Origin of the sequence: Bdellovibrio sp. HCB-162 (assembly GCF_047344985.1) — a bacterium.
Taxonomy (GTDB): Bacteria; Bdellovibrionota; Bdellovibrionia; order Bdellovibrionales; family Bdellovibrionaceae; genus Bdellovibrio.
Window position 1 is genome coordinate 531,255 of the sequence record NZ_CP178861.1, and the last position, 19,599, is coordinate 550,853.

The 19,599-nt window shown below is 45.3% G+C and carries 14 protein-coding genes; all 14 read left to right on the forward strand.

The window, feature by feature from the left end:
- Positions 1-18 precede the first annotated feature (18 nt).
- The 14 genes from ACLSSO_RS02655 to ACLSSO_RS02720 all read left to right on the forward strand — a co-directional run bounded on the left by ACLSSO_RS02655 (position 19) and on the right by ACLSSO_RS02720 (position 19,573).
- Entirely contained in the window at positions 19-909 is an 891-nt protein-coding gene (locus tag ACLSSO_RS02655; protein ID WP_413943970.1) for a PP2C family protein-serine/threonine phosphatase, read from the forward strand.
- 141 nt (positions 910-1,050) lie between these two features.
- Positions 1,051-2,190, forward strand: coding sequence for a citrate synthase (locus ACLSSO_RS02660; RefSeq protein ID WP_413943971.1), 1,140 nt, complete (start codon positions 1,051-1,053; stop codon positions 2,188-2,190).
- 201 nt (positions 2,191-2,391) lie between these two features.
- The gene (locus ACLSSO_RS02665; RefSeq protein WP_413943972.1) at positions 2,392-6,195 is read left to right on the forward strand and encodes a hypothetical protein; all 3,804 of its coding nucleotides are present in this window, start codon (positions 2,392-2,394) and stop codon (positions 6,193-6,195) included.
- Between the two features lie 135 nt (positions 6,196-6,330).
- The gene (locus ACLSSO_RS02670) at positions 6,331-7,848 is read left to right on the forward strand and encodes a L,D-transpeptidase family protein (RefSeq protein WP_295900442.1); all 1,518 of its coding nucleotides are present in this window, start codon (positions 6,331-6,333) and stop codon (positions 7,846-7,848) included.
- 83 nt (positions 7,849-7,931) lie between these two features.
- Positions 7,932-8,333, forward strand: a complete 402-nt coding sequence (locus ACLSSO_RS02675) for an HIT family protein (protein ID WP_413943973.1) — start codon at positions 7,932-7,934, stop codon at positions 8,331-8,333.
- 7 nt (positions 8,334-8,340) lie between these two features.
- Positions 8,341-8,580, forward strand: a complete 240-nt coding sequence (locus tag ACLSSO_RS02680) for a DUF1653 domain-containing protein (RefSeq protein ID WP_413943974.1) — start codon at positions 8,341-8,343, stop codon at positions 8,578-8,580.
- Positions 8,577-9,611, forward strand: a complete 1,035-nt coding sequence (locus ACLSSO_RS02685; RefSeq protein ID WP_413943975.1) for an NAD(P)H-dependent flavin oxidoreductase — start codon at positions 8,577-8,579, stop codon at positions 9,609-9,611. The genes ACLSSO_RS02680 and ACLSSO_RS02685 overlap by 4 nt, the downstream gene beginning before the upstream one ends.
- 160 nt (positions 9,612-9,771) lie before the next feature.
- On the forward strand, positions 9,772-11,136 hold the full coding sequence (locus tag ACLSSO_RS02690; RefSeq protein ID WP_413943976.1) for a hypothetical protein: 1,365 nt from the start codon (positions 9,772-9,774) through the stop codon (positions 11,134-11,136).
- Between the two features lie 19 nt (positions 11,137-11,155).
- Positions 11,156-12,241, forward strand: a complete 1,086-nt coding sequence (locus tag ACLSSO_RS02695) for an imelysin family protein (RefSeq protein ID WP_295900430.1) — start codon at positions 11,156-11,158, stop codon at positions 12,239-12,241.
- 11 nt (positions 12,242-12,252) lie between these two features.
- On the forward strand, positions 12,253-13,767 hold the full coding sequence (locus ACLSSO_RS02700) for a di-heme oxidoredictase family protein (RefSeq protein ID WP_413943977.1): 1,515 nt from the start codon (positions 12,253-12,255) through the stop codon (positions 13,765-13,767).
- Positions 13,768-14,119: 352 nt separating this feature from the next.
- Positions 14,120-15,856 carry a chemotaxis protein CheA gene (locus ACLSSO_RS02705; protein ID WP_413943978.1) on the forward strand — a complete coding sequence of 579 codons (1,737 nt, stop codon included), beginning with the start codon at positions 14,120-14,122 and terminating at the stop codon, positions 15,854-15,856.
- Entirely contained in the window at positions 15,853-16,617 is a 765-nt protein-coding gene (locus ACLSSO_RS02710) for a chemotaxis protein CheW (protein WP_413943979.1), read from the forward strand. Before ACLSSO_RS02705 ends, ACLSSO_RS02710 begins: the two co-directional genes overlap by 4 nt.
- Entirely contained in the window at positions 16,617-18,179 is a 1,563-nt protein-coding gene (locus ACLSSO_RS02715; protein WP_413943980.1) for a chemotaxis protein CheB, read from the forward strand. Before ACLSSO_RS02710 ends, ACLSSO_RS02715 begins: the two co-directional genes overlap by 1 nt.
- Positions 18,180-18,187: 8 nt before the next feature.
- Complete coding sequence (locus ACLSSO_RS02720) at positions 18,188-19,573, forward strand: aldehyde dehydrogenase family protein (protein ID WP_413943981.1); 1,386 nt, start codon at positions 18,188-18,190, stop codon at positions 19,571-19,573.
- Positions 19,574-19,599: the final 26 nt, after the last annotated feature.

Consider the following 19,599-nt stretch of genomic DNA (forward strand, 5'->3'; position numbering starts at 1 on the left):
CCTCTACAATAGAAAGCCATGGCAAACGAAAATGATTTGAAAGAACGTATTTCAGAACTTGAACACGAACTTGCGGTGAAAGAAGCAGAACTTCATCGCTATCGTTTGGAACTTTCAAAAGCCAATACGGCTTTGGAAAAAATGATCTCTCAAGTCAGCCAAGAATTGAAACTTGCCCAAACTCTGCAAAAGTTTTTATCTCCGACAGAGCTTCCCAATGTTCAGGGTTTTGAATTTAGCACCAAGTTTTTGCCGGGCACGCGTTCGGGCGGTGACTACTTCGATATCTTTGAGCACGAAGATAAACTGAAATTCGGAATTCTAATTTCCAGTGCCAGCGGTTATTCGCTTTCGTCGATGCTTCTTTCCGTGATTATTAAAATCTCTTCGCAAATGGAAGCGCGCCGCGGGCTTGAGGCTCACAAAGTTGTTGCTCTCTTAGCGAAAGAAGTTGTTCCGAGCATTCAGAACGATGACAAGGCCAGCGTTTTTTATGGCGTTGTCGATCGCCGCAGTTACGAAATGCAATACTGCTCGGTCGGAACCATTGATGGGTTCTTGCAGGTCTATGGACAGGACTCCTTGGTGGAGCTGCTCCCAACAGGCCCAAGTCTTGGGAAAGATTATAACACGGAGCCTCAAAGTCGCACGATCCAGCTCAATCCGCGAGACCGCGTGGTGTTAACAACCGAGGGAGTGAAAAACTCGCAGAATTCCCTAGGTGTTAACTGGGGAGGCCACGGTCTTTCCGAAGCCATCTCGCGAGCAGCGAAACAAGGCGTGCACGAACTTCGTAACGAAATCCTTTTTGCTAATGAAAAATACTCCGGCAAATCCGATCCCGTTCGTGATCAAACCGTGATCGTCACGGAAGTAAAAGATAGAGTCATTAAACTAGCTAAAAACTAAGACTGCCGAACAAGTTACTCTTTTGAGGATCGATCGGGTTTCTCATTTACCTTGCGGCTTTTGTAGGGTTTGAGGGTGACTTGTTGTTCAAAATGTTGATATGAGTACAATGTTATATTGAAAGTCAGAAAGGACACTACAATGGCTGAAGTAAATATTTACGAAGGCGCCTTGGACAAGGGTTTGGAAGGCGTTGTTGCGTGTACGACGAAAGTTTCTTTTATCGTCGGTGATTCTCTTAATTTCCGTGGTTACACAATTGAAGATCTAGCTGCGAATTCAACTTTTGAAGAGGTGACTTACCTTCTTTGGAACGACAAGCTTCCAACAGCGGCAGAGTTGCAAACTTTCTCTGCGGAACTTCATAAAGAAATGGCGTTGAGCCCTGAATTCATCAAAGTTCTTAAAGGAATTCCTACAAACGTTCACCCAATGGGTTGGTTGCGCACGGCTGTTTCTTTGATGGCGCACTGGGATTCTGATGCAAATGATAATTCTCCTGCAGCGAACTTGAAAAAATCTGTTCGTTTGACGGCGAAAATGGGAACTCTTCTTTGCGCATTCGATGCGATCCGCAAAGGCCAAGAGCCCGTAGCTCCAAAAACTGATAAATCTATCGCTTGGAACATGATGTACATGTTGGGCGGTGGTAAAGAGCCTAATGCTGAACACGTAAAAGTGATGGACACTTGCTTGATCCTTCACGCGGACCATGAGTTGAACTGCTCTGCATTCGCAACTCGCGTGACAGCTTCTTCTTTGTCTGATCTTCACTCTGCCATCGTTTCTGCGATCGGTGCTTTGAAAGGCCCTCTTCACGGTGGTGCGAATGAGCAAGTGATCTTGATGCTGCAAAAAATCGGCACAATGGAAAAAGCTCAGCAATTCGTGAAAGACGCTTTGGCTGCAAAAGAAAAAGTAATGGGTATCGGTCACCGCGTTTACAAAAACGGCGATCCTCGTGCTCGTATCTTGCGTAGCATGTCTGACAAGTTGACTAAAGCTGCTGGTATCCACCACATGTACGAAATGTCGACTTTGATTGACGATACAATGTTCAACGAAAAAGGTTTGATGCCGAACGTGGACTTCTACTCTGCAACGGTATACTTCTCTATGGGTATCCCAACAGATTTGTTCACTCCAATCTTCGCAGCATCTCGTATCTCTGGATGGTGTGCACATGCGTTTGAGCAATACGCTAACAACCGCATCTACCGTCCTCGCGGAAAATGGGCTGGCAAAGAAGGCCTCAAATGGGTTCCCGCTAACCAAAGATAAAAAGTGCCAGGGGATTTTTTACGTCTACGGCGCATAAAAGGCTGACTGAAAAGTCAGCCTTTTTCATTTGAGTCACTCCGGTTTATTAAGTTTGAATCAGATTTTAGAGGCAACCTCTTATTGAACTCAATACTAAGTCCAGTATCTCAATTTGAAGCGAAAAACTTTAAAGAGAGTCTGTTAAAAAGCCGATAAAGAGGCATGTCTAATCTTGTACGTAGCTGGACATTCTTTCTTTCATTTTTCTTTGCGATTGCAGGCTTTGCAGCTCCAAGCTCGCTGACTTATCAAGGTCGTATTCTGAAGTCGGATGGATCTCCTCTGGAATACAACAACGTCAGTTTTCAATTTGAGATCACAAGTCCTGATGGTCTTTGCGTTCTTTATCGTGAACAAGTTAACGGCATTAACATGGTGAACTCCGGCGGTGTGTTTGATGTGCCGATTGGTGCACTTGGAACACAAAGTTATCCAGGCAATGGAACGTTCACGTTGTTAGATGCATTTAAGAATACAGGTTCGCTTACTTGTGATGGAAATTTTCCCTACAATCCGCAAGTCGATGATGTTCGCAAATTGCGCGTGAAGTTTCACGATGGCAGCGGATGGAAAACAATTTCTCCAGACTCGACAGTGCGTTCTGTTCCCTACGCAGGATTTTCTTATTCAGCGGCAAAGCTAGGTACCAACACCGCGTCTGACTTTATTCTAAAAACCGGAATTCCCACGTGTGCGCCGAGCACATTCTTAAGCTGGGATGGATCGGCTTTGACTTGTGCGTCTGTAGCGGGCGCCAGTGGAGGAACAGTCACAAATGTGACTTCCGCAAATTCATATCTTACGATCGTCAACAACACTTCGACTCCCACATTGACGTTGAACGTGGGAACAACGCCCAACACAGTGGCGGCGGGAAATGATCCGCGTTTAGTGAACGCCTTGCAAACAGGTTCCACAGCGAGTGGTGATTTAAGTGGAACTTACCCTGGACCTACAGTTGTAGCTCTGCGAGGAGTAGGTGTTAGCACAACGACTCCAACGAGTGGTCAATTTTTAAAATTTGGTGGAGCAACGTGGGCCCCTGCGACGGTGGGCATCCCGGATGTGAATGGTCTAAGTGCTGCGCTCAGTACTTATCTGACTCAGTCTGCGTTCAATGGTTATGTGTCTTCTGCAGGATGTACTGTGAGCCAAACAATGTATTGGAATTCCGTTTCCGGAAACTTCCAGTGTCAGGCCATCAATGTGGGACTTGCGGGAGATGTCACCGGATCTATTGGAGCGGCGAAAGTTGTTGCTCTACAAAACAATCCTGTCGACACGACAGCTCCAACAGCGAATCAAGTTTTACAATGGAATGGAACGAAGTGGGCTCCGACTACTTTGCCGCCGTTAGCTGCTTCAGATATTCCGAATTTAGATTGGTCTAAAATCACGACAGGAAAACCAACGACACTGTCAGGATATGGTATCACGGATGCTCTTGTAAAAAATGGCGGTGGAGTTGGAGTTATTTCCTCCGGCGCTGATGCCAGCAAACCTGGAACTCCTGCGACGGGAGATCTCTTTGTCGCAACGGATACGCAAAAAATTTATCGCTACAATGGCTCCGCGTGGGATGTTGTGAGTTCTGCAACAGGAACGGGTGGCACGATTACAGGTGTGACGGCAGGAACGGGATTAACCGGTGGAGGAGCTTCGGGAACCGTCACTTTGAATGTGAACGTGGGCACGGGTGCCAATCAAATTGTTCGCTTAGACGGTTCTGCAAAACTTCCTGCTATTGACGGAAGCCAATTGACGAACTTGCCAGGCGCCACGGGAGCGGCGGGCGGAGATCTCAGTGGAACATATCCAAATCCGACGGTTGCCAAACTCAGCGGAACGGCTCTTTCGATTTCTTCTTTAACGGGATCTCAGTATTTAAAATATGACGGTACAAATTGGGTGAACAGTGCGATTGCCGTCGCAGATGTCACAGGCCTTTCAACATCTCTCAGTGGAAAACCGGATTATACTCAATTTCCGATTTGTACGGCCGCACAGACTTTAACTTTTGTTTCTCCCGCAGGAGGATTTGTTTGTACATCGATTGCTATCGGTGATGCGGCAATCACTTATGCTTCAAAATCAGCAAATACTTTCTTAGCGGCTCCAAGTGGAGGAGCGGGCGCACCTTCATTCCGTACGTTGGTGGCTGCAGATTTGCCGGCAGCTCCTTACGATACGACTTATTTTAAACAAGGCGGAAACTCATTCGGCGCTGTTGCAACTTTAGGAACGAACGACAGCCGTAACCTAGTTTTAAAAACTAACAATACGACGCGCATGACGATTCTTAGCGGCGGAAGCGTTGGTTTCGGTACACAAGCTCTTTCTTGGTATGACATGAGTTTGTATAAGGCTGATGCCGATGCGAATATGTCCGTCGTCTCTGAAAATACATCGACAACAGCAGCTCGGTATCCTGCTCTCAATGTTGTGAATTATGCGGGTTCGCCAGCCGTGGGCGCTGTAGGAAACCCTTCCATCAATCTAGTTAACATGCGCGGCACAACAGGCACCAGTGCCGTCATGAAATCAGGTGAGTCTCTTGGTGCGATCGCGTTTAACGGAAGTTCCAATGCGGCGGGTGGATATAAAATGGGCGCCTCTATCTGGGCGCAAGCGGCACAAGATTTTTCGGGATCCGCTGCGGGAACGGATTTGTATTTCCAAACTACGCCGTTGAACTCAACAAGCAACTTAGAACGCATGCGTTTGACGGCTGCGGGAAATTTAGGAATTGGAACAGCTTCGCCGATTTCTTTATTGCAAATCGGTGGCAGCGCCTACTCAGCTCCTTCCTGGACAACTCAAGGATCGCATCTTTATATCCCTGGAGTGACGTCAACAGACACGACGGGATCTGGTACTATTGCCGCAAGAACCGTGGCTTCGATTGGCACGCATACTTTTGCGGCATCAAGTGCGCAGACGATCACGAATGCTTCGGCACTTTATCTCGCGGGCAGCCCTAGTGCAGGCAGTAATGTGACAATTACGAATCCGCTCGCGTTGCACGTAGGTTCGGGTAACAGTGCATTTATGGGCAATGTCGGCCTCGGTACATTGGCACCATCTTATCGTATCGACGTGCAAGGCAATAACTACGCGACAAGTTCCATCAAATTGCGCCGCACGGAAGTTTCCGGCATTGGTCCCGGAGTTGATTTTTATACCTCGGCAGACAGTACAGATACGGCAACATCACAAACAGTCAGCGCCAAAGGTTTAGGACAGATTAATTTCTACGGTACGAATGAAACTGGAGCAGCAGCTCCGAATCCAACGGCACGTATTTCAGTTGTGACCTCCGAAAACACAACGACAACGGCGACGGGTGGTTATATGCGCTTTCAAACCACGACAACCGGAGCCAATACTTTGACAGAAGTCATGCGTTTAAGTGATGGTAAAGTAGGTATTGGTACTGCGTCTCCAGGACAAAAACTCACTGTTGCCGGAACTATCGAATCTACTTCAGGCGGTGTGAAATATCCTGATACGACAACGCAAACGACCGCTTATCCCGGAGCTGCGAAGAGAGCGCTCTTAGCGTTAAATGCAGGAACATCTGCAACAGCCGTCAGTCCTGTGTCTTGGAATGTTGCCACGTATGATACCGGTGGATTCTGGAGTGCGGGATCTCCTACACGACTTACAATCCCTGCGGGAGTTACGTTGGTCCGTTTATGTGGAAATGCCTATGGATATTTTGCTGCCGGAAGCAGTGGAATGATTGGTTCAGGTATTCATAAGAATGGAGCTTTCGCTGCAGGGCTTCCGCATACGCTCACAGAAGGACACACAGCTACGACTCCTTATATTACGAATTTCTGTTCGAGCCCCGTGGTGGTTACAACGGGCGACTACTTCGAAATGACCTTTGGGCCTAATGGCGTCGGCACTGTCACAATTCCAAATGATGTCAGAACTTGGTTTTCTATCGAAGAAGTGAGATAGAACATCTTACTGTCTGCAAAAATACAGGTGGATCATTTTCTTTTCGAAATATACAAGTCTGCGGACCAGACAGGCCTCCTCAATAATTCGTCGCAGGGACAAAATTTAAATAGCGACAAAACATGAGGAGGAGCCATGAATACGTTTCGAATCATTGTTGTGGGTGTGACTTTATTTTTTTCAAGTTTGGGAAACACTCAATCAAAACAAGCTGATTATCTAGAAGTCATTGATGCTTTAAGCTTGCCGGACATTCGCGCGGCCATGCTTTCCTCCGCAAGCCATGGATTGAATTACAAATCTTATTGGACAGACGCCATGGAGCTTTCGTTTCAGCAAGGCGGGAATCCTCTTCTGAAAACTCAAGCCAACGAAAATTTTCTGAACCTGCTTAAAGATATTTCTTTAGGTGTCGTAAATCCAGAATCAATGGGCGTCGATGTAAAGTTAAAACAAAAAGTGTTCCTGACAGCTCCACAACTCAAAGTACTGCTTTTAGCGAGCGGTACAAGTGCGAATCCTTTAATGGAAGGTCTGGCGCCAAAAACGGCCCAATATATTACACTGAAAGAAGCACTTCATAAGCTGATTTCTTATTGCTCACAAGGACAGTGGCCGGAATTGCCGCCATTGAAAAAAGATTTAAAGCCAGGTGTGTACAGCCCGGCGATTCCCGCTCTTAAAGAACGCATGCGCCAACTTGGCTATAATATTCCTTCAAATGACGACATCTTTGATGAAGACACGGTTGATGCTGCGATCGACATTCAATGGATGTCACGAGTAAAACCCGACGGTGTTATTTCTGCGAATGGAAGGACATTTAAATATCTCAATACGCCTTGTGAGACTCGCATCCAGCAAGTGCGACTTGATATGGAAAAATTGCGATGGTTTCCGCAAACTTTTGAAGATCGATATATTTTTATTAATCTTGCGATGTCACAGTTTACTTTGATTGATAAGACAGGTCCGTCTCTTTTTTCAATGAACTTTAGAACCATCAATGGACGTGTTGCCCGCAAGTCGCCCACTTTGAAAGACAAAATAGTTTATGTTGTGATCAACCCTTTCTGGGTGGTGCCTCCGACCATTTTTAAAGAGGATAAGGTTGAGGAAATTCGCAAGCTGCAACCTTGGGAAATTGCGGCTTATTTCCAAACACGAAACTATGAAGTGTGGAACCGTGACTTCACACAGCGAATTGATCCGACAACGATTGATTGGAACGCGCAGGACCCAAATCTCGATTCAGAAATATTTATTCGTCAGAAACCTAATTATATGAACGCTTTGGGAGTGTTGAAATTTATGTTAACCAATTCCTTTGCCATTTACCTGCATGACACAAATCAAAGAGAGATCTTTTCGGATCCTTTCCGCTTGATCAGTTCGGGTTGTGTGCGTTTAGAACGTCCTATGGATTTGGCAGAATATCTTTTGCGGGGAACTCCGTGGACTCGTGAACTTATCGAACGATATGCAGCTAAGCCCGGTGAGGTTCTTGATATGGATACGCGCGTAGCCTTAAAAAAAGCCATGCCGGTCTATATGGCTTTCTTAACGTCGCAACTAAGTTCCGATGGTGTCATTCGATTTGCGGAAGACACTTACGATCAAGGATCTCGTTTGTTGAAACTCGGAGCCTGGTAAACTCCAGGCTTTACAAGACACGTCATCGCTTGCTCGCCTTTAGACACCTTTGGATAATACCAAAGGATTAAAGGAGTTAAGAAATGGCCTCTATTTTTACAAAGATCATCAACGGTGAACTTCCTAGCTATAAAATTTATGAAGATGATCGTGTCTTATCATTCTTAGCTTTGGATCAAGTGAACTTGGGACATACCTTGGTTATCTGCAAAGAAGAGATCAATCATTGGACGGAAGTACCTTCTGAAACTTATGCTCATTTGCACAAGATCTCTCAAAAAATCGGCAAGGCGATTTTAAAAGCATCGGGTTCGCCACGTGTTGGACAAATGGTTGCCGGTTTTGAAGTGCCTCACTATCACTTGCACTTGATTCCAGCGTGGTCGATTCCTGATTTGGATTTCAAGAGAGCGAAACGCCGTTCCGACGAAGAGATGAAACAAATCCAAGCGGAAATCATCAAACACTTGGATGCTTTGAAGTAAGGTTGTTATGGCAAAAAATCCGGAAAACGAAATCATTCCTGGAGCCATCTATCAGCACTACAAGGGAAAACAGTACCGCGTGATCGGTCTTGGCAAACACAGTGAAACTTTGGAAGACGTCGTTTTGTATGAAGCGCTTTATCCAAATTCACTAGGAAGACTTTGGTGCCGTCCGGCTTATATGTGGTCTGAGCTTGTGGATGTTCAAGGCGAGAGGATTCCTCGCTTTAAATTTTTATTCAAATGAAAAACCTAATCCGAGAGCGCTTTCAACTTCCAACGTTTCCCATCATTCAAGCTCCGATGGCGGGAACTTTCACTCCTCCTTCGTTTATTGCGACCGTTTGTGAAGAAGGAGCTTTGGGCACTCTTGGGGCTGGTTACTTGAATCCTGAAGACTTACGCACGCAAATTCAGGAAATTAAAAAACTCACACAGAAACCTTTTGCTGTGAATTTATTTATTCCAACTCCCGTGCATATAGATCAGAAAAAAATTGAAAAGAGTAAAAAAATTCTTGCGCGATATCATGCCGAACTCAGTATCACGGCGGAGCCCAGCCTCAATTGGGACGAAAAACTTTTTGAAAAACAATTCAGGGTGGTCTTAGAAGAAAAAGTTCCCGTTTTTAGTTTCGCATTTGGACATCTTCCTGCGGATAAAATGCAGGCTCTCAAATCTCAGGATGTCTTTGTCATGGGAACGGCCACAAGCTTGGAGGAAGGATTATTCCTCGAAAACATCGGTTGCGATGCCATTGCCGCCCAAGGATCTGAGGCAGGCGGGCACCGTGGCTCTTTTCTTAATGGAAAATTTCCTCTGATCCCGGTGCAGGAGCTTGTCGAGCAAATCGTTGCCAATGTGCAGATCCCCGTCGTTGCCGCTGGTGGAATTGTCGACGGCAACGATGTTCATGAGGCGAAAAAATGGGGCGCACTGGGTGTGCAAGTGGGAACCGCTTTTTTAGTGTGTAAAGAAAGCACGGCGGCTCCCGAATTTAAGAAAAGACTTCTTACGAGCACTTCAGGCTCCACCGTTTTAACAAAAGCTTTCTCGGGTCGCTGGGCGCGCGGAGTTTCCAATCGCTTTATGCAAGAGATGAAATCGTGTGAAGAAGATCTTCCTGATTACCCTTTGCAAAATTCTCTAACGCAGGTTTTGCGCAAGCATGCCACAGAAAAAGGTCTTTCCGATTTTATGTCTTTGTGGGCAGGTACTGGCGTGGGGCGTTTGAAAGAGCTCTCGATTCGTGAGTTGATAAAACAACTGACAGCGTAGTTTTTTCACAAAACTTGTGGTGTTCCACAAAGGTCTCTGAATTTTATCAACTCACTTTCAATTGGCATTCAGGTCTTTATCACTTGATTAAAAAAGAGGCGGTGATTTTGACCTTTACATAGTGCTTCTCTAAAAGGGCCCTCACGGAGAAGCATGTTCAATGAAATCGGTATTTCTAGTCCTCATCTTTTTTTCCACTTTGGCTCACGCTCAAGAAAGCGCAACCACAACGATTACGACAACCACGACCACAACAACGGTTCAATCCGCTCCAACGGAAGAATCTAAGACCACAGTTGAAGACCCCGACGATGATGACGATGATGAAAAACCGATAGCGACTTCCACGGCATCGGTAGAAAAACCTCGCGGAGAATTCCCGAAATTTGAATTTAAATCCTATGGTTATATTTCATTCAGCCAACACGAAACTTTTAAAACAGTTCAAAATCTAGAACCGATTGTACGTCGTCAAATGGACTTGGCAGAGTTCGCCTTCGAAGGCGAGTACATCCTTACCGAAAATTCTAAAATCGAATTCGAAGTGGAAATCGAACACGGTGGCGTGGGAACAGCCGTTGAGTTTGATCCTTTTGAAGAGTTCGGTGAGTTCGAACAGGAAATTGAGAAGGGCGGGGAAGTTGTCCTTCACGAAGTTTACTATAAAAAATCTTTCAAATACGATACGACTTTGAAAGTCGGAAAATTTCCTCTCTTTATTTCATTGGGTTCCGTTCTTACAAAACCGCACCGCTATCCTTCGATTCTTCCCTCTGATGTTGAAGCGCGTATGATTCCTCTGGGATGGACAGAGACTGGTGTGCAAATAGAGCAAAAATACGGTCCTTTCACAGGCCGCTTGGGAGTTGTCACAGGTTTAAACTCTGAATTCTTTAGAACATACAACTGGGTCGGTGGAGGCTACCAACGTCACTTCGAAACAATGAATGCCGATGATTTAGCAACAGTGGGCAGTCTTGAGTTTGGTAACGTTGCTAAAGGCTATGGTATTGCTATCGCCGCTTACAAAGGTGATACAACAAAAAACAGATATAAAGTCGACAAGCTTAAAGATACGGCGACTGTAACGATTTGGTCTTTGCTTGGATCTTACAAACTTGGCAAATTTGGCGTTCAAGGACAGATGATTCTGGGTGAACTTGATAACGCCGATAAAGTTTCTCAAGCCAACGCCACGTTGGGTGGACTTGCGAAACCCAAAGCCTTTGCTCCATTGGGAAGCAAAGCTCGTCTTGAAAGCGTGCAGGTTTCTTACGACGCTTTGGAAGATTTAACATTCTATCTAAAACAAGAACACGTCGACACGTTTGCTGACGTTGCTGGGAACATCAATAAAAACCCTCGTTACAACATGACAAAAAAGTCGGCCGGCTTAATGTGGATGTGGGACACAGCCGCCTTTATGAAAGTTCAATACTCGCGTGAAAAAACAGAACTGGAAGGTCTGCCAGAAACTTACCAAGCCAATATTGCATTTGGATTTGATTTAGATCGTTTTAATTAATCTTTTAAAGGAGACAAAAATGAAAGCTCTTAAAATGATGTTCGCAGCTTTCGCATTTGCGGGGGCAACGGCTCAAGCGGCGACGAACCAAGAGATTATCAATCACGTTTCTTACAATGTGATTCTTGCAACTTACAATGACCTTGCATCTCAGACAGCAAATTTGAAAACGGCAGTCGATGCGTTGGCTGCAAATCCAACGCAAGAAAATTTGAATAACGCCCAAGCTGCATGGCGCGCAGCTCGCGTTCCTTGGGAAAGTTCGGAGTCTTTCTTGTTTGGACCCGTCGATTCATTGGGTATTGATCCGATGTTAGACACCTGGCCCTTGAACAAGTTGGATCTTGATAACGTTCTTAAATCAAACCGCGCGATCACAACAGATTTCGTGCGCGCTTTGGGAACAAATCTTCAAGGTTTTCACACGATCGAATATCTTTTGTTCGGTGATGGAACTTCGGCAAATACAAAACCAGTTTCCGCATTGACGGGTAAACAGTTTGAATATTTGAAAGCAACGTCCGCGTTGCTGGCGGAACACGCAGCGACTTTGGCTTACACATGGTCCACAAATTATGACCCTGAAAATCCATCAGCTCCTGGCTATGTAAAAGTGATTAGCAAACCCGGTTTTGATAACCAATTTTACACGTCTGACAGAGCCGTGATGGAAGAATTTGTCCAAGGTATGATGGGCATCGTTGACGAAGTAGCCAACGGTAAAATGTCTGATCCAATGGGTGCTGACATCGGTTCTGCAAACATGGCTCTCGTTGAGTCACCATTTGCATGGAACTCTTTGAACGACTTCACAAACAACATCCGTTCTGTTTACAGCATCTACACAGGTCACTACAGAACAACAAAAGGTCCTGGCGTGAAGGCTCTTGTTGAAAGAGTCAACCCTGCCTTAGCGGCACAAGTTGAACAAGACATTTTGAACTGCATGCAATTGATCCAAGCCATCCGCCCTGCCAATGGCGGTGACTTCGGCCAAGCGATCTTCACACCAGATGGTCGTGCACGCACACAAAAAGCCATCGACGCTTTGAATGCTCTTCACGGTGTTCTTGAGTCTGAAGTTCTTCCGACTTTGGATATGTAATAGGGGATGATGTGAAAGCTTGGATTGTTCTAACTGCTTTGAGTGGAATGATGATGGGAGCAGCGGTAAACGCGGCTCCTTCCATCGATATGGACTACGTGCGCGCCATTAAATCAGGCGGCGACACGACAGTTTTTTTTAGAGGTGAATCGGTTCAAGCTTTCAGGAATCCCGCCGCAAATTTAACGGAGGAACAAATTCGCCAGCATCTAACTGGCGATGCTCTTTTTGAAAGAAATTTTTCTGATGATGCCAGTCGTTTTGATTATGGTTTGGGACCCGTTTTCAACAATACAAGCTGCAATGCTTGTCACTCGAAAGACGGTCGGGGCGCTTTGCCGGTAATTCCATTTGGTCAAGAGTGGGTTCCCCTCAGACAAAACGAAGCGGTCTTTTTGCGTATCAGTATTGAAGACGGCGTCCAACATCCAAAGAGCGCTCAAAATAATTGGGGTGCTCCTGTTGCTGTTCCTGGTTTTTCAGATCAACTTTTCCATTTGGGTTCCATGGGAGTTCGCGAAGATCTTCCTGGCGTAGGCCAAGCTCAAGTTTGGATGAAATACGAAAAAAGCACCTTCACATATCCTGACGGGGAAGTGGTGCAATTGCGTAAACCAGTCTTCAAGATCACAGATGCCTACGACGAATATTTTGATTCCGTCACGGGGCAAACACGCAGTCGTCTTTACGAAAAAGATGTGAAGATGGGCGCACGTATCGGAACTCCAATGATTGGTCTTGGACTTCTTGAGGCGATCAAAGAATCCGATATTCTTGCATTGGCCGCTCGCGATCTTTCAAGCGAAGGTGTCAGCGGAAAACCGAACTACGTTTTTGATATTCAAAAAAGCATGGCTCACGATCCTTATCCTGTTTCGATGGGACGATTTGGATTAAAAAACAACACGCCCTCTGTTTTCCATCAATCACTCGGAGCCCTTCGCGGTGATATCGGTGTGACAAACTATGCGTTCCCTCAAGAGAGCATTGTCGGTACGGCTCTCTATGATCTTTTCATGCAGGGAAAAAATCGTCCTACAATGGTCGAAGCTTCACGCGAAGTTTCTGACGATCTTGTATTTTACTCGCAAACTCTCGCAGTTCCTGCTCGTCGCAATGTTGACGAAGCTGAAATCGTTCGCGGCGCCAATTTATTTCATCAGGTAAGTTGCACAAGCTGCCATCAACCAAGTTTTGTAACAGGTGATCACGCAAATCCCGCTTTCCGTAATCAAAAAATTTATCCTTTCACGGATATGCTTTTGCATGACATGGGAGAGGGACTTGCCGACGGACGCCAAGATTTCGATGCTACAGGATACGAGTGGAAAACGCGTCCACTGTGGGGATTGGGGCATACTCAAACGATCAATCCACGCGCAGGTTTCCTGCACGACGGTCGAGCTCGCACCATTGAAGAAGCGATTTTGTGGCACGGTGGGGAAGCGGAATTTTCAAAATCTAATTTTGCGAAACTTCCCAGGGCAGACCGTACTGCTTTGATCCAGTTCATCAGGTCTTTGTAGTTTGACTGTTTCAATCTGAATGGTTCAAAAAAAAACTGGACCATGAAACTATGGCGCATTTTGTTAAGACCATTGTACTATCATCTAAAGCTTCTATTGGGGCTGGAGAGGAGGTGGTGCTTATGGTTAAAACATCTGACATAACCAAGGCGGAGGTGACGGCTTCTTAGCCGGCTAGTCCTTCGCCTGGATTCTAAAAGAATCATAATCAAGAGCGACCGCAAGGTCGCTCTTCCATTTTGTAACCAAAATCTGGTCCCGTAAGCCTCCGAAGTACCTAACCTAAATCCCTGAAAATGCCGATAAATTCTTGGAACTTTACACTGATTGAAAGCGGGATCTTCCAAGAGTTATGTCTGACGAAAAATCTGAACTTGAAAATGCACAACAGGAAGCCGCCGTTTTCATCGACTTCGAACAAGTCGAAGAAGTCTCACGCGTTTTTTTTGAAGAATCCAAAGAGATTCTTGAAGATCTCGACGGTCTGATTCTTAAACTTGAAGCCGATCCTACAAACGCGGACCAAATCAATTTACTTTTCCGTAAAGTTCATACCATCAAAGGCAGTGTCGGTTCCGTTCCTGGTGGACAGTTGATGGGTTCTCTTGCTCACGAGTTTGAGGCGCTTCTTACACGTATTAAGCGCGAATCGCGTCCGGTTCCCAAAGAGTGCATCGATTTGTTTTTAAAGAGTTCCCGCATTCTCAAAGTTCTTGCTCAAAGTTTGCGTGATAAGCGCGAACTTTTTCCTGAAGAACTTAGCGAAGCCATCGAGCTAATTTCTGCATATGGCGGTTTTGAGTTTTCTGATGAAGGCCACGTCGTCCAACGTTCTATCGCAAGAACAGTGCAAGCTTCTTCTGCAGAAGACGAAGGTGTTTGGCTTTCGGTGAAGCAGCTTAATGAGTTCCTTAGAATTTCCGGCGAGCTTCTGGTATTAAAAAATTTCTTTCAAATGATAAACCAGACAGTGAACTTTCGTTCACAACCAGAACTTTTTGAAAGACGCCAGACGGATTTTTCACAAAATCTTTCTAAGATTTGCGATCAGTTTCAGAATCAGGTTCAATCTGTTCGTAAAGAAAAAGCCAGTGACAGTTTCCAAGGTTTGCATGTTCTTGTTCGCCAAGCTTCAACGGAGCTGAACAAAAACGTCCACTTTGAAATTCACGGTGGAGAGCTTCTTATTGATAAAGGCTTAGGAAAAGATCTCTATGAAGCGTTGGTGCATGTTGCGCGCAACTCTATTGACCACGGTATCGAAGATCAATTTGAAAGAGCCCTCCAGGGCAAATCCCCTATTGGTTCTTTGTCTCTCGAAGTTTCTGAAAAGCACAACACCGTTCACGTGGTTTTTAAAGACGACGGAAAAGGTTTGGACAAAGAACGTATCTTGCAACGGGCTTTAAAGCTGGCACTGGTAACAGAAGAGACCGCGGCAAAACTTTCTGACGATGAAGTCTATCGCTTTATTTTCAACGCGGGTTTTTCAACGAAAGAAAAAGTCACGACGATTTCCGGTCGGGGCGTGGGTATGGACATCGTTCTTGCGACAGTTGAAAAGTATCAAGGAAAAATATTTATCGAAAACAACCCGGGGCAAGGTGCTTGTTTTATACTCGAGATGCCTATCCCTCAGCACATTATGGTGGAAAGCGCTTTGCTCTGTGCATGGCAGGATTTCCAATTTGCTGTGCCGTTAACATCCGTGGCTCATATCAGTTCTTGCGCCGAAATGCAGATCACGACAGTCGATCACCTTCGTTATTGTCAGTTCAGTGGATTCACGGTTCCTTTAATGAATTACGGTGAAATGCTCTGCTTAAGAACTACCGCAAGCGAGGAACAAGTTCGTTCTTCATCTGCTGTCTTTGTTAAGATCAAAGATGCTATCTTTGCGCTCTTGGTGGATAAAATCGAAGCTCAGACGGATCTTGTAGTGAAATCATTTGGAAAGATCGTTGGTGAACAAAAAGGCTTCAAGGGTATTTCAATCCTGGCAGACGAAAAAGTAACGTACATCGTAGATCCTGAAAAGTTGATTGCTTTAATGGTCAGACAAGCCGGCTCAGTGGAGGAAGCAGCATGAGTGACTTCTTTGGTGATGACTTTACAGCCGAGTTAAAAACCTACTTCCTCGATAGCTTGGTGAAAGAAGCAGACAAGTTTATAGATCTTGTGGACGATTCTTTGTGGAAGCGTATCCGGAATGAAGTTTCTGAGCAAACAAGAGCCTGGGCTGTCGACGCGAAAACTAACGAATTTAGTTTCTTCGCAGAATGGTTAGACGGCTTTGAAAAAAGAACGGAAGGCCAAAAAGAAGCGGCTGAGTTCGTAAAATCTCTAAAAGCTATTAAAGCCTATGCGGAAGCTTTGATCGTTGAAAAAACAGATTCCGCAGAGCTTGCCGCAAAATTTTCTTTGGTGGCCGAGAGCCGCCATGAAACTTTGTTCTTGCACTGTCGTTGGGGCGCGCAAGATTTTGCGATTCCCTTGCTCAACGTCGTGGAAATCAGCAGCCATTTGCCTCTTTACTCATTACCTCAAAAAAAGCCGGGACTTCTTGGTGTGATTCCCTTTCGAGGCGAAGCCGTTCCTGTCGTGAATTTTCAAGATCATGGCTTTGCAACAGTGGATGCTAAAAATTCTTACTACATTATCTGCGAACATGAAGGAGTGCGTTTTTCTTTGCAGGTCACTGAAACCGACGACCTCTTAAGCCTACGCGATTCAGAACTTCAAAATATAGAAAACCATTCAGCTATGATCCAAGCTTCCTTTGTGAAGCAATTCTTTATTAGAGAAAATAAAAGTATCATGGTGCTGGATTTAGAAAAACTGGTGGCATAATGAACACACACTATTTATTTCCCGGAAAAGTAGCGGCCTTTAAAGAAGAAACGATCATTTCGACTCTCTTGGGGTCTTGTGTGGCGGTAGCCATTTATGATCCGACAACAAAAATCGGCGGTTTGAACCATTATCTTTTATCAGACGGTCTTCCTGAAGAAAGAGCTAATACCCGTTATGGAAGTCATGCGATTCCCATTCTTATTGAAGAGTGTGTGCGCTTAGGAGCGAATCGCAATAAGTTGCAAGCCAAGATTTACGGCGGTGCTAACGTTATCAGTGTGGCACAATTAGGTGATGGCATTGGAAAGCGCAACATTGATCTGGCCGAAAAAATGCTTAAGGAACTGGGTATTCCCATTTTAGAAAAAAACGTTGCAGGCGAATCTGCGAGAACCATTAAGTTGAACACGGCGACATTTGACGTGCTTCACAATTCTTCAAAAGACAGTGGTACTGTGGAAAGACCTGTGGATGTCTCGGGCTTCAAACCCTTGTCTGTAGCGAAAAACGTGAAAGTTCTAGTTGTCGATGACTCGGCAACAGTAAGAACTCTTTTCACAAATATTTTTACCAAGAACGGTTTGGAAGTAGTTGGAGCGGCGGCAGATGCCTATCAAGCTCGTGAACTTATTCTAAATAAAAAACCAGACGTGATCACCTTGGACATCGAGATGCCGAAAATGTCTGGTGTGATGTTCCTGGAAAAAATCATGAAACATCATCCGATTCCCGTTGTGATGGTGTCTTCACTCGCAAGCACCGGGGAAGCCGCTCTGAAGTCCTTGGAATTAGGCGCCATAGAATTTGTCCATAAACCTTCGCAGTTTGATCCGGCAGTTTTAAAGGACCTTGCAGGAATGCTCGTCGATAAAGTTCGTGCGGCGGCTTCAGTCAATGTTCTTAAAAAACTAAAAGAGGCTCCGCCAGTGATGGAAATGAAAAGCGCAAGCAACGCGACCTCTACACTTAGAAAAGCTGCGGAGCTAAAAGTCGTTGTTCTGGGGGGGAATGCCGGAAGTGCCGACGCTTTGGAAAAATTCGTAAAGGGATTGGCTGCGGATACGCCACCTGTGGTGGTGTCATGCAGTACGGTAGCGAATTTTATCACAGCCTTTATCAGTAAGCTGAAGGTCGGTTCAAAAGTGACATCCGTTGTTGCAAAGGATGGAGATTTCTTAAGAATGGGACATGTATATTTTATCCCTTCTGAACATCACGGAAAAATTCAAGCAGGTCCGCATGGTCCTATGCTGAACATCGTAAAAGGAGCTCCTGTTTGTTCGCAGCTGCCATCAAGCAACGTTTTGTTTCAGTCAGCAGCCCAAAGTTATTCCAAAGGCGTCTACGCTGTCTTGTTAGGTGGATTCGGAACCGATGGTGTCGACGGTCTTATTGAAGTGCAGAAAAAGGGTGGCGCTAGCGTCGTGCAGCACCCTGAAGAAGCGCAATTTCCCTATGCTCCACAGAAAGCCATTGAACTTGGAGTCGCGGATGAGGTACTTAAATCAGATATGTTGGCGCATCATCTGATGCAGTATCGAAACCAAAACTTGTACTAGGATGTTCTTTGGACCTCTCAAATTTTATAGGCGGGGAATTTGTCCCTGCCGAAAGCAAAGCAACCTTCACAAAATATTCTCCTTTTGATGGAAGCGTTTTAGCGCAAGTGGCGTCAAGCGACGCTATGGACGTCATTAAAACTTTGCAGATCGCAAAAAAAGCGGCACCTCTTTTTAAAGAGCTTTCAAAAGAAAATAGATCCGAGTTGTTAGCTAAAATGGCCGCTTACCTAGAACAAAATGCCGAGGCTATTGCCTATGAAGAAGCCCTTCATCAGGGTCTTTCGTATTCCTTTGTTTTAGAAAACAGTGTGAGACCTGCCGTTCAAATTTTGAAAAACAATGCGCAAAGTCTTTTGCTAGGAAGTTCGATAAATATTTTACAACAACCTAACGGTGTGATGGGTCTTATCACATCATGGTGCTTGTCCTTAAAACTCGTGATCGAAAGGTTGGCTCCGGCCTTGGCTGCTGGAAATGTTGTGATCATTAAAATTTCCGAGCAGTCTCCGATCACGGCAAAAATTCTGGGTGAGGCGGCAAAAGCGGCGCACGTCCCAACCGGCGTCATCAATATTTTGCAAGGTGGAAGTGATATTGCTCAAGTGATTGCAGGTCACCCCAGCATTCACGCGGTCACGGCCGTTGGCAAAACTTCAACCATGGAAAGCATAGCAAAGGCGGGTCTTTCGCAATTTAAAAAAATGCAACTCAATGGGAGTGCAAAGAATCCCGCGATTGTATTAGCGGATACAGATTATAAAAATTTGATGCCCGAAATCCTTCGTCCATTTTTGATGGGACAGGGTCAGCTCTGTTGGAATATTTCGCGTATCTTTGTTCTTGAGTCCTTTGCTCAAGATTTTTTGACTGTCGCCAAAGAATATCTCTCGGCATTAACACCTCTTAAAGATCCGCGTGGCTCTGAAGTGTGGACACCTTTAATTTCAGAGGAAGCGATTCAAAGCATTGATGCAAAAATTCGCGGCGGTGTAGAAGAGCATGGAAAAGTATTTGTCGGCGGAACTCGTCACGACGGTCCTGGCTATTTTTATAAACCCACTGTGATGCTCGATCTCCCAAACTGTAGCGTTCTTCAACAAGACGAGCTGCAAGGACCTTTATTGTTGATAACTCCAGTTAAATATCAACACGAGGCTTTGAAGTGGGCGAATACAAGTTACCTTGCTCATTCGGGTGTTGTGTGGGGACCTTCGGAAAAAGTGATGAAGGTGATTTCGCAATTAGAGTGCGCTCATGTGTGGGTGAACTCTTGGACAAAAGGCGAGACAGAAACGATCTTTGGACATAAGCAATCCAGTTTTGGAAATCCTGAGATGTCTTGGTCTGGAAGCTTTTATTCGGATGTAAAAAAATTGGCGGGGACCTTATAACGTCAACCTTCTGACGAAATCCCCTG

Excerpts from the sequence above, each read along its gene's own strand:
- ACLSSO_RS02655 (WP_413943970.1), top strand. The coding sequence starts at position 19 with ATGGCAAACGAAAATGATTTGAAAGAACGTATTTCAGAACTTGAACAC.
- ACLSSO_RS02660 (WP_413943971.1), top strand. The coding sequence starts at position 1,051 with ATGGCTGAAGTAAATATTTACGAAGGCGCCTTGGACAAGGGTTTGGAA.
- ACLSSO_RS02665 (WP_413943972.1), top strand. The coding sequence starts at position 2,392 with ATGTCTAATCTTGTACGTAGCTGGACATTCTTTCTTTCATTTTTCTTT.
- ACLSSO_RS02670 (WP_295900442.1), top strand. The coding sequence starts at position 6,331 with ATGAATACGTTTCGAATCATTGTTGTGGGTGTGACTTTATTTTTTTCA.
- ACLSSO_RS02675 (WP_413943973.1), top strand. The coding sequence starts at position 7,932 with ATGGCCTCTATTTTTACAAAGATCATCAACGGTGAACTTCCTAGCTAT.
- ACLSSO_RS02680 (WP_413943974.1), top strand. The coding sequence starts at position 8,341 with ATGGCAAAAAATCCGGAAAACGAAATCATTCCTGGAGCCATCTATCAG.
- ACLSSO_RS02685 (WP_413943975.1), top strand. The coding sequence starts at position 8,577 with ATGAAAAACCTAATCCGAGAGCGCTTTCAACTTCCAACGTTTCCCATC.
- ACLSSO_RS02690 (WP_413943976.1), top strand. The coding sequence starts at position 9,772 with ATGAAATCGGTATTTCTAGTCCTCATCTTTTTTTCCACTTTGGCTCAC.
- ACLSSO_RS02695 (WP_295900430.1), top strand. The coding sequence starts at position 11,156 with ATGAAAGCTCTTAAAATGATGTTCGCAGCTTTCGCATTTGCGGGGGCA.
- ACLSSO_RS02705 (WP_413943978.1), top strand. The coding sequence starts at position 14,120 with ATGTCTGACGAAAAATCTGAACTTGAAAATGCACAACAGGAAGCCGCC.
- ACLSSO_RS02710 (WP_413943979.1), top strand. The coding sequence starts at position 15,853 with ATGAGTGACTTCTTTGGTGATGACTTTACAGCCGAGTTAAAAACCTAC.
- ACLSSO_RS02715 (WP_413943980.1), top strand. The coding sequence starts at position 16,617 with ATGAACACACACTATTTATTTCCCGGAAAAGTAGCGGCCTTTAAAGAA.